General features: G+C 63.9%; 18 protein-coding genes. 5 read left to right on the forward strand and 13 right to left on the reverse strand.

Annotated features, from left to right (window positions below; genetic code table 11):
* Nucleotides 1–16: 16 nt before the first annotated feature.
* A complete protein-coding gene (locus ASE48_RS31310; protein WP_057171102.1) occupies nucleotides 17–1,894 on the reverse strand; it encodes an alkyl/aryl-sulfatase in 1,878 nt (625 codons plus the stop codon).
* Between the two features lie 73 nt (nucleotides 1,895–1,967).
* A complete protein-coding gene (locus ASE48_RS31315) occupies nucleotides 1,968–2,459 on the reverse strand; it encodes a metallophosphoesterase family protein (RefSeq protein WP_057171103.1) in 492 nt (163 codons plus the stop codon).
* Nucleotides 2,460–2,551: 92 nt separating this feature from the next.
* Between ASE48_RS31315 and ASE48_RS31320 the strand changes: the two genes are divergently transcribed.
* Complete coding sequence (locus ASE48_RS31320) at nucleotides 2,552–4,894, forward strand: putative bifunctional diguanylate cyclase/phosphodiesterase (RefSeq protein ID WP_057171104.1); 2,343 nt, start codon at nucleotides 2,552–2,554, stop codon at nucleotides 4,892–4,894.
* Here the strand turns inward: ASE48_RS31320 and ASE48_RS31325 are convergent.
* The 5 genes from ASE48_RS31325 to ASE48_RS31345 form a co-directional block, all read right to left on the reverse strand.
* Entirely contained in the window at nucleotides 4,860–5,243 is a 384-nt protein-coding gene (locus ASE48_RS31325; RefSeq protein WP_057171105.1) for a nuclear transport factor 2 family protein, read from the reverse strand. The genes ASE48_RS31320 and ASE48_RS31325 overlap by 35 nt on opposite strands.
* 27 nt (nucleotides 5,244–5,270) lie before the next feature.
* Complete coding sequence (locus ASE48_RS31330; protein ID WP_442928792.1) at nucleotides 5,271–5,690, reverse strand: nitroreductase family deazaflavin-dependent oxidoreductase; 420 nt, start codon at nucleotides 5,688–5,690, stop codon at nucleotides 5,271–5,273.
* A 346-nt stretch (nucleotides 5,691–6,036) separates the two neighbouring features.
* Complete coding sequence (locus ASE48_RS31335) at nucleotides 6,037–6,537, reverse strand: hypothetical protein (RefSeq protein WP_057171107.1); 501 nt, start codon at nucleotides 6,535–6,537, stop codon at nucleotides 6,037–6,039.
* A gap of 34 nt (nucleotides 6,538–6,571) precedes the next feature.
* Nucleotides 6,572–6,952, reverse strand: a complete 381-nt coding sequence (locus tag ASE48_RS31340; protein ID WP_235571774.1) for a Panacea domain-containing protein — start codon at nucleotides 6,950–6,952, stop codon at nucleotides 6,572–6,574.
* Between the two features lie 217 nt (nucleotides 6,953–7,169).
* Nucleotides 7,170–7,433 (reverse strand): hypothetical protein, encoded by a 264-nt coding sequence (locus ASE48_RS31345; protein ID WP_156409461.1) that lies wholly within the window; start codon nucleotides 7,431–7,433, stop codon nucleotides 7,170–7,172.
* Nucleotides 7,434–7,637: 204 nt separating this feature from the next.
* Here ASE48_RS31345 and ASE48_RS32475 point away from each other — a divergent pair, with 204 nt between their 5' ends.
* The 4 genes from ASE48_RS32475 (at nucleotide 7,638) to ASE48_RS31365 (ending at nucleotide 10,754) form a co-directional block, all read left to right on the forward strand.
* Nucleotides 7,638–8,075, forward strand: a complete 438-nt coding sequence (locus ASE48_RS32475; RefSeq protein WP_082614561.1) for a DUF4352 domain-containing protein — start codon at nucleotides 7,638–7,640, stop codon at nucleotides 8,073–8,075.
* A gap of 23 nt (nucleotides 8,076–8,098) precedes the next feature.
* The gene (locus tag ASE48_RS32950; protein ID WP_156409462.1) at nucleotides 8,099–8,542 is read left to right on the forward strand and encodes a hypothetical protein; all 444 of its coding nucleotides are present in this window, start codon (nucleotides 8,099–8,101) and stop codon (nucleotides 8,540–8,542) included.
* A 282-nt stretch (nucleotides 8,543–8,824) separates the two neighbouring features.
* Entirely contained in the window at nucleotides 8,825–9,148 is a 324-nt protein-coding gene (locus ASE48_RS32955; protein WP_156409463.1) for a hypothetical protein, read from the forward strand.
* Nucleotides 9,149–9,170: 22 nt separating this feature from the next.
* Nucleotides 9,171–10,754 carry an AlbA family DNA-binding domain-containing protein gene (locus ASE48_RS31365; RefSeq protein ID WP_057171113.1) on the forward strand — a complete coding sequence of 528 codons (1,584 nt, stop codon included), beginning with the start codon at nucleotides 9,171–9,173 and terminating at the stop codon, nucleotides 10,752–10,754.
* Here the strand turns inward: ASE48_RS31365 and ASE48_RS31370 are convergent.
* From ASE48_RS31370 to ASE48_RS32965, 6 genes are all read right to left on the reverse strand, one after another.
* Nucleotides 10,751–10,993, reverse strand: coding sequence for a hypothetical protein (locus tag ASE48_RS31370; RefSeq protein WP_057171114.1), 243 nt, complete (start codon nucleotides 10,991–10,993; stop codon nucleotides 10,751–10,753). The genes ASE48_RS31365 and ASE48_RS31370 overlap by 4 nt on opposite strands.
* The gene (locus ASE48_RS31375; RefSeq protein WP_162264301.1) at nucleotides 10,993–11,226 is read right to left on the reverse strand and encodes a hypothetical protein; all 234 of its coding nucleotides are present in this window, start codon (nucleotides 11,224–11,226) and stop codon (nucleotides 10,993–10,995) included. The genes ASE48_RS31370 and ASE48_RS31375 overlap by 1 nt, the downstream gene beginning before the upstream one ends.
* A 350-nt stretch (nucleotides 11,227–11,576) precedes the next feature.
* On the reverse strand, nucleotides 11,577–11,744 hold the full coding sequence (locus tag ASE48_RS32960; protein ID WP_156409464.1) for a hypothetical protein: 168 nt from the start codon (nucleotides 11,742–11,744) through the stop codon (nucleotides 11,577–11,579).
* Nucleotides 11,737–12,714, reverse strand: a complete 978-nt coding sequence (locus ASE48_RS31380) for a hypothetical protein (protein WP_057171116.1) — start codon at nucleotides 12,712–12,714, stop codon at nucleotides 11,737–11,739. Before ASE48_RS31380 ends, ASE48_RS32960 begins: the two co-directional genes overlap by 8 nt.
* On the reverse strand, nucleotides 12,711–12,941 hold the full coding sequence (locus ASE48_RS31385; RefSeq protein WP_057171117.1) for a hypothetical protein: 231 nt from the start codon (nucleotides 12,939–12,941) through the stop codon (nucleotides 12,711–12,713). The genes ASE48_RS31380 and ASE48_RS31385 overlap by 4 nt, the downstream gene beginning before the upstream one ends.
* Nucleotides 12,938–13,276 (reverse strand): hypothetical protein, encoded by a 339-nt coding sequence (locus tag ASE48_RS32965; RefSeq protein WP_156409465.1) that lies wholly within the window; start codon nucleotides 13,274–13,276, stop codon nucleotides 12,938–12,940. Before ASE48_RS32965 ends, ASE48_RS31385 begins: the two co-directional genes overlap by 4 nt.
* Between the last annotated feature and the right edge of the window lie 16 nt (nucleotides 13,277–13,292).

Raw genomic sequence — 13,292 nt, forward strand, 5'->3', positions numbered from 1 at the left:
TCGCTCCGCTCGCCCACTAGGGCGTGATGATCGCGAACCCCGGGTCGGGCTGGTCCAGCACACCGATCAGCGTGGGCAGCGCCTCGGCATCGCCGGTGAACTCCACCCCCGGCGACTCGCGGTCACCGGCCGCGAAGGCCAGCAACCGGGCCTTGGTCGCGAACGTGACGGTCGCCGTGGCCGTGGCCGGATCGGCAGGGGTCTTGCGGTGCACCAGCACACCGTTGCGCAGCGTCAGCCGGTAATCAGCTCCGAGGTCGACGAAGGTCACATCGATGGTGAGGTCCAGATTCCAGGCGCGCGGGCCGTTGACGTTGATCGCCAGCGCGTCGAACATCTGGTCCGGGGTGAGCTGGCCCATCAGCGACGGGGAGGCGGTCTGGGTGGGGGTGCCGAAATTGCCGTCCCGCAGTTCGGTGGCCCCGGACAGGAAGAAGTTGCGCCACACCGCGTTCTCGGCGCCGTACGCCAGTTGCTCCAGCGTGTCGGCGTACAGGTCGCGGGCACCGGTGTGGTTCTCGTCGGTGAAGATCACGTGGTCGAGCAGCGTTGCCGCCCAACGGTAGTCACCGTCATCGAAGGCGGACCTGGCCAGCTCGACCACCCGATCGATGCCGCCGATCGCCTCGACGTAGCGCGGGCCGATCTCCTGGGGCGGATGCTGCCAGAGCCGGCCGGGGTTGCCGTCGAACCAGCCCATGTAGCGCTGGTAGACCGCCTTGACGTTGTGGCTCACCGACCCGTAATAGCCGTGTGTGTGCCAGGCCTTCTCCAGGGCGGGGGGCATCTGGAAGGTCTCGGCGATCTCGATCCCGGTGAAGCCCTGGTTGAGTTGGCGCAGCGTCTGGTCGTGCAGATAGGCGTACAGATCCCGCTGCACCGACAGATATTCGACGATATTGTCCTGCCCCCAGGTGGGCCAGTGATGCGAGGCGAACACCACGTCGGTGCGGCCGGAGAAGGCGTCGATCGCCTCGGTGAGATAGCCGGCCCAGCCGTGTGGGTCGCGTACCAGGGCTCCGCGCAGGGTCAGCAGATTGTGCAGGTTGTGGGTCGCGTTCTCGGCCATGCACAGTGCCCGGAACTTCGGGAAATAGAAGTGCATCTCGGCCGGGGCCTCGGTGCCCGGCGCCATCTGGAACTCGATGTCGACACCGTCGACGGCGTACGTCTCACCGGTCCGCGTGATGTCCACCGTGGGCACGATCAGCGCCACCTCACCGAGTGACGGCGTCTGCCCCAGCCCGCAGCCGACCTGTCCCTGCGGGCCGCGGGCCAGCACCGCCCCGTACATGTAGGAGGCGCGGCGGGCCATCGCCGTGCCGGCATACACGTTCTCCTGGACGGCGTGCTCGGTGAATCCCTCCGGGGCGATGATCGCGACCTCGCCGGCGTCGACGGCGGCCTGGGACGTCACGCCCAGCACACCGCCGAAGTGGTCGACGTGGCTGTGGGTGTAGATGACCGCTTTGACCGGCCGGTCACCGCGGTGCGTCCGGTAGAGCGCCAGCGCCGCGGCCGCGGTCTCGGTGGATACCAGTGGGTCGATGACGATGATGCCGGTGTCGCCCTCGATGAAGCTGATGTTGGACAGGTCCAGGCCGCGTACCTGGTAGATGCCGGGGACCACCTCGTAGAGCCCCTGTTTGGCGCACAGCTGGGACTGCCGCCACAGGCTCGGGTGCACGCTGTCCGGCGCGTCACCGGCCAGGAACCCGTAGGAGTCGTTGTCCCACACCACCTTTCCGTCCGCGTCGGTCACCACGCACGGTTCGAGGGCGCCGAGAAACCCGCGGTCCGCGTCTTCGAAATCCCGGGTGTCCTCGAACGGCAGACCGTCGCGGTGCGCGAGGTTGGCAGCGGCAATGGTGGCGGTGGGCGGCTTCTGCTCCATGGCTACGACCCTGCCACGCACAGCTGTCCGGCGCGCCGATATCACGGTGCCGTCACGTTGAGCTGCTGTGCGGCTATACCCGATGCAGGATGACGTCGGTCAGCACGCCACCTTCGACCGAGGCCGTCATGTAGGTGCAGAAGGGCTGGCGCCGACGGTCGGTCGGTGAGCCCGGATTGAGCAGCCGCAGACCGGTGGAGGCCGTCGCGTCCCATGGAATGTGACTGTGCCCGAAGACCAGCACATCAGTGTCCGGGTAGAGGCGGCCCATCCGTTCGTCACGCCCGGCAGCGCCACCCGTCTCATGGGTGACGGTGAACCGCAGCCCACCCAGGACGACATCGGCCCGTTCGGGCAGCCGCGCACGCATCTCGTCGCCGTCATTGTTTCCCCAGCACGCCACCAGCAACCGCGCACGGTCCTGCAGGCGGTCCAGCAGATCCGGCGCCATCCAGTCACCCGCATGCAGCACCACGTCGGCCTCATCGACTGCGTCCCACACCACGGCCGGCATGTCCCGTGCCCGATTCGGCACATGAGTGTCGGAAATCAGCAAAAGACGCATCCTTGGCAGGCTATCGCAGGCGCATGATGTTGCTGGACCCGCTACGCGAATTAGTGTTCTTGGCACCCGAAAACCACTCTAAGCTGCATGTAATGCGCATGATCAGAGCGAACCCCAGCTACGCCGCCGGCATGGTGGTTTACCTGGTGTTTGTTTGCTGGTTGCTTGCCGGTTGGGGCGGTCCGCAGGTGACGACGTTCGTCAGCTCGGTCGGCTTCGTTGCGTTCAGTGGACTGACGTGTGGATGCGCCGTCTGGGCGGCGCGCGCCGGCCGGGGCAGTATCCGCATCGGGTGGCTCGCGATCGCCGTCGGCTTCCTGGGCTGGGTCATCGGCGGCCTGGTCTGGGCGTACCACCAGGTGATCCTCGGGGTCGCTCCTCCGTTCCCGTCCGTCGCAGACGTCGGCTTCCTGGCGCTGCCGGTGGCCGTCGCGGTGGTGTGGGTCCTGCGCACCGCGACCGGCAGGATGTCGGCGGTCCGGCAGCTGCTCGACGGCACGGTCATCGCGTCGGCGCTGTTCCTGTTGGTCTGGGTCTCGGTGCTGAACGAGGTGTTCACCGACAACCGGCTCGACCCCGTGCGCACGGCGCTGACCGCGATCTACCCGATCGCCGCGCTGACGATGGTCACCATGTCGATACTGGTGCTGTCCGCCGTCCCGCCGGGACGGCGCTACATCCTGGGTCTGGTGACCGCCGGGCTCGTCGCGATCGCGATGGGCGATCTCACCGCGCTCTACATGAAGCTGCAGGATGCCTATCCGGGCAGCCCCTTCCCGGTCATCAGCAAGGTCACCGGACTGCTGATGATCGCCGCCGGGGCGGTCATGTCGGCCACGGTGAAACGCAGGCAGGAAGCCGACGATCACCGGCCGCTGCCGACCACCATCATGTGGCTGCCCTACGCGCCGATGCCGTTCGCGGTCGCCGCCGCTGTCGCACATCTGTGGCCCGACGCCGGCATCCGCCCGGTGCTGCTGGGGTCGGCGATCCTGGTGATCGCCGCCCTGATCCGTCAGCTCACCGTCCTCGTCGAGAACCGGCGGCTGCTGGACGAAGTGGCGATGCATGCGTTCAGGGATCCACTCACCGGACTCGCCAACCGCCTGCTGTTCACCGACCGCCTGGACCATGCCATCGAGTTACAGCACCGCGACGGCCGGCCGGTGGCGGTGCTGTCGCTGGACCTCGACGACTTCAAGCTCGTCAACGACAACCTCGGGCATCACTGCGGTGACGCGCTGCTGCGCGAGATTGCCGGCCGGTTGGTGCGCAGCGTCCCTCCGGGCCACACCGTGGCCCGGCTCGGCGGCGACGAGTTCGCGATCATCCTCGAGGCCGGCCCGGAGGGCCCCGAGGACATCGCGGATCGTGTGATGCGGGCCTTCGACGACGCCTTCCAGCTCGACGGTGAGGACGTCTACATCCACCCCAGCATCGGCCTGGTCGCCGCACCCGGCCTCGCGGAACCGCCGATCGACACCGAGGAACTACTCAAGCGGGCCGACGTGGCGATGTACGTGGCGAAGCGCTCCGGGGTCGGCGGCATCCAGATGTTCGTCCCGGGCATGCAGATCGGCGATGTGGACACCGCGCCCGCCTGGGGCGACAGCGGGCAGATCCGGCTGCCTCCGGTCTCGGAGATCCGGCTGCTCGGCGAGTTGCGCCGGGTGGTCGACGGCGGCGATCTGCGGCTGGCCTATCAGCCGCAGATCTCGCTGGCGACCGGTGACATCGTCGGTGTCGAGGCGCTGGTGCGGTGGCCGCATCCCGACCTCGGTGTGCTGACGCCCAACCAGTTCCTGCCGCTGATCCGCCGCAACGGCCTGATGGGCGCGGTGACGGATCTGGTGCTGGAACAGGCGGCCCGCGACGCCGCCGCCTGGTATCGGCCCGGGATCCGGGAGGTGCCGGTCGCCATCAACCTGTTCGCGCCGTCGTTCAACGATGCGACGCTGCCCGAGCGGATCGGCGCGGTGCTGGCCGGTCACGGTCTGCCGCCGGAAGCGGTGACCATCGAAATCACCGAGCACTATCTGCTGGCCAACGTGCGCCAGGCCCGAAACGTCATCGAGCAGCTCCGCAGGGCCGGGTTCCGGGTCTCCATCGACGATTTCGGCAGCGGCTACGCCACGATGAGCTACCTGCGGGATCTGCCGATCGACGAGCTGAAGCTGGACCGCAATTTCGTGGCGCCGATGCTGCAGAACCCGAGGGCCGCCGCAATCGTGCACTCGGTGATCAAGCTGACCCACACGCTCGGGATCACCAGCGTCGCCGAGGGCGTCGAGGATGCCGAGACCGCCGAACTGCTGCGCGGATACGGCTGCACCGTGGCGCAGGGCAATTACTTCGCCGAACCGGTGTTCACCACGGCCCTGCAGGCCCAGCTCGACGTCACTACGCGCCGAGCAGCTCCGCCATCCGCGGTATGACCGCCTGCAGGCCCTTGAACGGCCTGATCATCACCTTGAACGAGACGATCTTGCCGTCCTCGCCCCAGTGGATCATGTCGATACCGTCGACCACGACGCCGTCGAGGGTGGCCTGGAATTCCAGGATCGCCGAGTTCTCGCCGTACCACTGTTCGACATAGTGGAAATCGGTGCCGCCGAAGAGTTTCGCGGCGGCGTTCAGGTACTTGGCCGTAATGGCCTTGCCCTGTTGCGGGGTGAAGACCGCCGGTGAATAGAAGACCGCGTCCTCGGCGAGGAGCTCATCGAGTTCGGCCGGGTCGTGATGGTCGATGTAATGGATCCAGCGCTGGATCACCTGCGGGGTCATACCGGCATCTTGCCCGACCCCACCCTGCTAGCCGGCAGAGCGCACCAGTTCGACCACCGGGATCACCCGGGAGGTCTTCCTTTGGTAGTCGGCGAACTGCGGTTGTACGGCCGACTGTTTCGCGTAGATCGCGTCACGCTCGTCGCCGGTGAGCACCCGGGCCGTCACCGCCACCGTCTCGTCGCCGAGTTCGATGACGGTCTCGGGATGGGCGAGCAGATTGTGATACCAGGCCGGATGGATATCGGCGCCGCCCAGACTCGCGAACACGTAAACCCGGCCGTCCTCCACGAACGGAACCAGTGGCGCGATGCGTGCGGTGCCGGATTTTGCCCCTACGTGGTGCACCAGGACCAATGGCATGCCTTCGACCAGCCCGCCCGCCGTGCCGCCGGTCTCCCGGAACTCGCGGATGACACCGCTGTTCATGTCGTCCAGGCCGCTCATATCGAAATCAACGTTGTCGGTCACACCGTGGGGAACGCACAGCCCGAGTCGAACCATTCCGGCCGTCGCGGCCCGCCCGGAAATGCAACGACTCCCGGGCGTGGTGCTCGTGCCGCGGGAGTCGTGATGGTGCTGGTGTGCGCCCGAAGGGATTCGAACCCCTAACCTTCTGGCGTAGATCCGGCGCCGATCGTCGTCCGCACTAGTCCACAAAAGTACTGCGGCGCATCCCCTTCCGCGGATATGAGTCCATTGGAGATTGTTGAGAGTCGGGTCGATCCAAACTCGTTTGTGTCAGGAAAGTGGAGACCAGGGTCGTGCTGAACCGACGCGCCAGACAGAGCAGCTAGGTGTTCTTCTTCGGAGAAGGCCAGATGTCGTGTGTTGGGTCCCACCAGAGAAGCGCGATCAGGTGGCCGAACCGGAGCCCGTACAGCCTGCGTTCGCCCGAGAGTCTGAAACGGCAGATGTTGTCAGATGACTCGTACAGCTCGGCCAACCGCTTAGGGGCCGCGACGTTGGGGCAATCGCCAAAGTTGTCGTACTCCTTGTACAAGTTGCGTCCATTTGGGCCAGCCAGTTCATTGACCGTCTGGCCCTCAATGTCGCGCAGAAATCGGAAGAAATCGGGTGTGTGCTCAGGAGCCAGATCGAGCAGTGACCAGGGGCCATCTAGGTCGGCGTCGGCGAACGTGAAACGAATCTTCCGCGCGCCGACGTCGAGGTGTGCCTGACTCTGAGTACGCGGCACCTTCTCCGGCTGGACGTTGTGGGCCGCCTTCGGAGTCTTGCCGCCTGCGCCCTTGAAAGGGTTGCCCGAGACGCGAGGTTGTTTATCTTTCGCCACGACTACAAGGCACCTCCGCAGCGGTGAATCGCCGTCAGAGCGACGAGTAGTACTCGGCCATCGCAGCCTGGGTGATCTCCGTATCGCTCGGCGCGCCTGGTTCCAGCGCGCCCCGCGCTTCACGCCACGGCTGTTCCCGGTGGGTCAGATCGCTGAGCCACATCGCGGACTTGTCGCCATAAAATTTGACCACGGAGTCAATCGTCGACTTTTCCTCGGCTCGCAGGGCACCGGGGTTGCCGGGAATGTCGCTCTCAGACACCCGAAACTGCCGGCGATGTTCGCGGTACAGCGCAGGGCAAACAGGCCCGTTCGCCCAAGCTTCAATGCGCCGAGCGAACAGTGGCTGTTCCTCCCAGACGAGATGCCAAGCCTGGCTGTAGTACACGAGCTTCTGCAGCTTCATCGCGGTCATCGGGCCCAACTTGGCAAGGATGTACCGGGCGACGTCGGATACCTCTGCCATTTCAGACCCTTTCTGTGGATAACTTGTGGATAACCTGTGGGCAACTTCCTTGCCCCTTGTGTATAACGCAACCCTATGACAAGTAGTGCCCAGTCTCGCAAACGGTGCGGTGTGTCATCGACCTAGGGCTCGCGGGCTGGGCGAGGGGCGTGGCGGTCAGACCAGATCAGCATCGCCTGATCACCGTGAGCACATCGTCCTTGCTCTGATCGGGTTCCAGGAGTTTCAGCATGTTTGCGACGTGCCGCTGAGCGGCTTTCTTTGCGTAGTGGACGTGGCGGAAGTCCCCCAGGTCGTTGGTCCACTCGACGGCCCACGGCTCCGGCCCGAGGTCGTCTGTCGGCTCGATCTCGATGGCCACTATCCGGGTGACGTGCACACCATCCTGCATACCCAGATCCAGCGCCAACACCTGCAAAGCCGACTTCACCCGCAGCCTCGTTTCAGCATCCATACCGGATTGGACGCAGCGGACAGCCGCTCGGTTCCCACGTCTACGCCCCTCTTTCGACGACGAGCGGGGCGCGCCTGTCCGTCGTTCGGATTAATCGGTCGCGTTTTCGCTCCAGAGGCCATCACGGCGCCGATAGGCTCCGTCAGTTCTACGCATCGGGGGAAGGGAAACCATCAATAAATGAAGATTGCTCGCGTCGTCGCCGCACTGCTGGCCATGGTCCTGCTATCGAGTTGCTCAATGTCCACGTCGTCGTCGACCAAGTCCGACACAGCAGCATCATCTGCCGGCATCGGCACACCCGTCCGCGACGGCAAGTTCGAATTCACAGTCACAAAGGTGGACACCACGGACCCCAACCTTGTCCGGGTGCACGTCGAAGTCACCAACATCGGGAACGAAGCACAGCACTGGTCCTCCGGTAACCAGAAGCTACTAGCGGGCGGCAAAGAATTCGAATCCGATATGTGGGAGTCGGAGGGGTCATCCATGGACGAACTCAACCCCGGCTTAAGCGCCTCGGCCGTACTTGCCTTCAAGGTCCCACCCGGAACCGTGCCCGACGGAATCGAGCTTCACGACTCAATGTTCTCCCAAGGCGCGACTGTAAATCTATGACGCGCAGGATGGCGGTCTGACGAATGACAACACCCTGTCAGGTTCAAAGGTGCACGGGCGAAGCTACACACCCGGTCAAGCTCAAAGAACCCGGTGAGGTTGCCTCCACGTACATATGGACCGAGGTCTGCAGATCTCACTGGGAACAACTCACCCAAAAGTCTCTTGAGTGGGTTCTCGAAATTGGTAAGAACCCCATGAACCCTGAATGGCACCAACAAACACTCATTGCCGGAACTGATCTCGCAGCTCTGGACGAGCACGTGATCGTAGAGAGACCGATCCTCAAAGAGCGGCCCGACCTCTACTCGCGAATCTTCAGCAACAACGACGAAGACGGCCCGCACCTCCAACTACTACTGCGACAACGGGGCGGCCAGACCACACAGAGCCTCACTGTGGTCGTGCGGCGGTCAGACGTGGACGGGCTGATTCAGCTCCTTACCGACTGGCGCGACTCCCGCTGATCCAGGACACCCCACCCCCTCTGCCCCTCCCGGCTACCCCCCAGCCGCATCGGCCGGCATTGGCGGGATCTCTCTCCGAAGTTTTTTCCACAAACCCACCCCCTGACAGCGCCGCATACCCGGTGAAGAAAAAAATTCTCGGGGAGGGTGATGCCTATGCCGGCCGTGGCGGGTCGGGGGTGGGGTGGAGGGGCCTCTCGGGTGGGCGCGAACACTGAATCAACCGATCGGGCGACATGCATCGAGCCTTCATGACCCAACCTAAAGGCCATACTTCCGACCATGACCGAACCGCCCGTACCAAAAGAACCGGACTGGACGGCGCGCTGTTTCGTGCACGAGCTGGATGAGATTGGGCCTGGCAATCCGTATATGTTGCGCACCTCCGACGACTCAGCGAGCCCGTGGAGGATGGTCAAGTCCCGACACCAGGGCTGGTGGACGGACGAGCAGACCGGTGTGCAGTTCGAATACACCACCGTGGAGTTCCACCGAGACGAAGCCCAGCGGATCTTGAATCACACGGACGAGATCGAGGTCGGGTTGATCCGACCGCCTTGGTGGCCGACTGACATGGAACCGCCGGTCTGGCCAAAACGCGAATGAAAGCCCCGAGAAGAGATGCGCGATGACTGATGATCCGGCCGAGGAACCCGTCTCCGCCGAAACGCCGGCCGATCAAGCGTTCGTTGACGGCAGGACTGACTACGAAAAGCTCGTCGAGCTGCTCGCATTCCCGGAAGGAACGCACCTCGACTTCAAAGCCGAACTGGACTTGGGTTCGACCGAATCGAAGTTGAAGTTCGCCAAAGACGTCGTGGCGATGTCGAACACGCCGCCGGGAGGATACCTGTTGATAGGTGTCGACAATGACGGAAAGCTTTGCACCCCAACTGGAACCATTAACCGACCGAGCTTCGACGGCGCCCGCCTAGGCGATTTGGTGCGCCCGCACATCGAGGGTCGCGTCAACCTGCAAGTCGCTGTTCATGACCACCTCAATCATGAGGTTGTCGTGATCCTGGTCCTCCCCCACCACGACGGATTACCTGTGCCGATGAGCAAGGCCGGCAACTATCAAGATCCCGAGAACTCGAAGAAGCAGATCAACATTTTCCGTCAGGGCGACGTACCGGTCCGAGAAGGTCCCGCAAACGTCCCTCTACGGCATGCACATTGGAGGCAGATCCTCTCCGTCTACAGCCGCCAGGTCCGAGCTGAAGGTACAGAACTGGCGCAAGCCATGCTGCGGGAATTCCTGAACGAACGCGGACAGTCCCGCGTGGAATCGGCCGGCAGTGTAGCGATACCCGTCCCACTGCTTGCCGACATGGACGAGCTCACCTTCACGAGCACGATGCAATCGATGCTCAACATGAACGACGACTTGCGCCTACGCCGATTCCTCCAGAAGCTCGCCAAGACATCGCTGAAGCCCACGGCCAGCGAAGATGTTTTTGAGAACGGGTTAAGTAAGTGGTCAATCTTTTGCGCACAAGCGCTTTTCGGAGGGCGCACCGACCTTGTTGAGGAAGCCATTGAGGTGCTCAGTGAGCAGTACGCCGACCTCGGGTTCGGTGATGCCGAAACGAGAAAGCGACTCGCGGCCGTAGTCCACATCTACGCGTTGGGTAGCTCCGCGGTCCGTCAAGCAGACTGGCACGTCGTTCACCAACTAGCGCTGCAACCCGTCCCTTCGAACCCCTACGACCGGCAATACATGTACTCATCTTGGATTCGGCACGGACAGGTAGATGCGAGCCGTGGAGCACTTCTGCCCGACCGGGGTGGATATCTCATATCGGCAGCACGTGACCTGCTGGTCCGGAACCCAGCGATGAGGCCAGACGTAGACGACGATGAAATTCCACCTGCCGATGAACTCGCGGCAGACGACCTGCTGCTGAACTCATTGGCCGAGTTTGACATTGCGTACTGCTTAATCGTCGCCGCCGAAGGAAAACACGAAGGGGGTGGATACCCAATGTCAGCCGTGCTGAACGACCATCGATCGGGCAAGATGGCCGAAAGGATCGTGAGCAAACCGGAAGTCCGAAGAGCATTGTTCCCTAACTCGGATGACGCCGTGATTGCGCACGCGTTGCAGGAGACATACAGATCCGCAAGCATTGAGGCTTCCCGCTATGGCATGCACTGGGAAATGCCACGGTCGGTCAGGAAGTTCATCGAAGGCCATCCGACTGCCAATTAGGATCCGTCCTCGTAGTCATCCGCCCACCGAATACCGCGAGCAGCTTCCGGGTCCTCTCGCAACCTCCCGACGTACGCGAAGGCCTCTGCCGGGTCCATCGATTCACGCTCCATCAGCCACCGACGTATCTGATTCGGTGTCATGCCCTCCCAGAGCAGGCCCCACTGCTCCAGCCAGCCGTGCGGCCACTGGCACACCCCTTGATCGATGTTCTTCGGCGACTGAATCTCCCAGGCCATCAGTTCACCGCCTTCACCGCCTTCAGCGCATGCCGGGCGATACCGGCCTTCACGTGGCGGGCTGACTTCGGGCGGCCTACACCGAACTCCAAGCGCGACACCAGATCCACCACCTGCTTGTCCAGCGCCCGCGCTTCAGCGGAGAGCTTCACCAGCACTGTCATCCGGGCCTCGCCGGCCCGCTCGACGTCGTATAGCCCGCGCACATCCTCCGCACGGTCAGCAGTCGCCACCGCACGATCAATGATGTCCAGCTCCGGTGGAGACCACGCCAGCACAGTTCCCGACATCTCACCCGCTTGGCGAAGGCCCTCGGTTAGCGATGCGCGGAGACGGCTACCCGCGGACGAAGATCCACTCATGCCCAACCCCCAGAAAATCCGGTTGCTGAGCATCCAGTGGCAGGCCCTATGCCGGCCGTGTCCGCTGTGAGGGGTGCCATGGGGGGCACGTGGGTGGGGGTGTGCGGCGGCGCTGCGCAGGTACTTCTCCGGCGTGGTGAGCCGTCGTGGAAGTCCTTGCCCGGAAAGGAGTGCACTGACAGGAAGTGGGTTTGACGCGTGCCGCCGCTGGCCATGAGGTTCTAGTCGGCCGGGGTGAAGTTGAAGAGGGCGCCGGATCGGAGCGCGTTCAGGAAAGCGAGCTTGTCGGCCGCGGTGAGCGAGTTGACGTACTCATCGAGGCTGGCGTGGAACATCTCCATGGGGCTCAGGAAACCGGGCAGTGTCGCGAGGGCGGCGGGTCTAGGCATGGGTGGCGATCCTTTGGTTGGTGGTGGGTGCCGGGGCTGCAAGGTCGGTGCTCGCGCCGAGTTCGGTCAGTTCGGCGAGACGGTTGTAGAACCACGAGGTGCCCGAGTAGGCGGCGGTGCGGAACATCTCGTCGGCCAGGGCGTGGCAGGCGGTGAGGGTGGCAGCGTCGGGCAACCATGGCTGGTTGTCGACGACGATCAGTAGCCATTCGCTGGGCCTGTGGGCGTGCGGCCATGGGCTGTTGCGCTGCATGTCCTCGGGGTTCAGATCGGTTGCGCCGTGTTGGTTGAGCCACGCTGCGATGTCGTGGTTGTTGCTGCCGTCAGGTGCGGGTGTGGTCGCTCGGCGGTGCAGCCAGGCCGGTTCGATTTCGAGGAATCGGCGGGTTTGTCCGCACGCGACGGGGATGTGCGTCGGGAGGTGTGTTTCGTGTTGTCGGCTGACCCATTCGGTGTACTCGCGGTGAATCTCGTCGTAGCGGCCGAGTAGCTCGGTGACGGCCTTCCAGTCGGATGCTGCTTTCGGCCCGCCTGTGGTGAGTGCCTGCTCGGCGTTGACGGGGTGAGCGACGATCAGCGCCCGGTGCTTGTGAACATCGGTGACGAGGGTGTCGAGTTCGGACCGAAGGATGTCCAGGGCGGTATCGGATCCGGTGGTGAGCGCGTGGTCGGCGTCGGTGCGGGCCTGCTGCATGACGCGGACTGCGAGTTGGTGGAATTCGGCGCGTGCCCTCATGCCGTTCAGGTCGGCCACGTAGGCGTCACAGACGCTGTTGAGGTCGGTAGCGCCGCCGTCGACAGCTTCGGCGACCTTGGCGTAATAGGCGGATTCGAGGTCTGCGCCGTTACCGAGGTTGTCGAGGCTCTGCAAGGTGAGGGTGCGAAGGCGGCGTTCACGTTCCAGAGCGGTCTGATAGCCGGGGATCTGGGACAGGATGCGGTCTTTGAGGCCGGTCTGATTCGCCTTCATGCCTGCACCTCGTAGTCGGTGCGCTGGGCGGTCTGTTCGACTTCGATGGTGCGGCGTCCGTTGTTCCGGTACAGATCCTGCCCGGATTTGATGCCGGCTCGGGGGTCGGGTTCCGCTGGGGCTCCGGGGGTGGGTTCGCCTACCTCGTTGATGAGTGCGGAGCGTTCGGCTTCGGGGAGTTCGGCGAGCCACTGCTTGACGACTTGGCGCAGTACGGGGTCTGTCATGGGTTTCTCCTAGCTGTGGCGTATTCGGTGACGGTGTCGTGGTTGAAAAGCCAACGGCCGGCGATGAGTTGGCCTTCCAGGTCGGTGTGTAGTCGTCGGACGTGGCGGCTGCTGCATCCGAGGATTACGGCGGTTTGCTTCGCGTCGATTAAGTTGGGGTTCTGACTCAATGGTGGTGCAGCAGACCCAATCTCATGTCCAGAGGTGGACATGTAGGTGAGTAGGCTTCGCACCCGCTCCGGGATCGGCTGGCCCGTGCGCTGCCGACGCATCACCATCTCCGCGACACAATCCCGCAGGAGACGAGCCTGATCATCGGAGAACTCGACGGTCATTACTTACCGTCTTCCG

The organism is Mycobacterium sp. Root265 (assembly GCF_001428895.1).
Taxonomy (GTDB): Bacteria; Actinomycetota; Actinomycetes; order Mycobacteriales; family Mycobacteriaceae; genus Mycobacterium.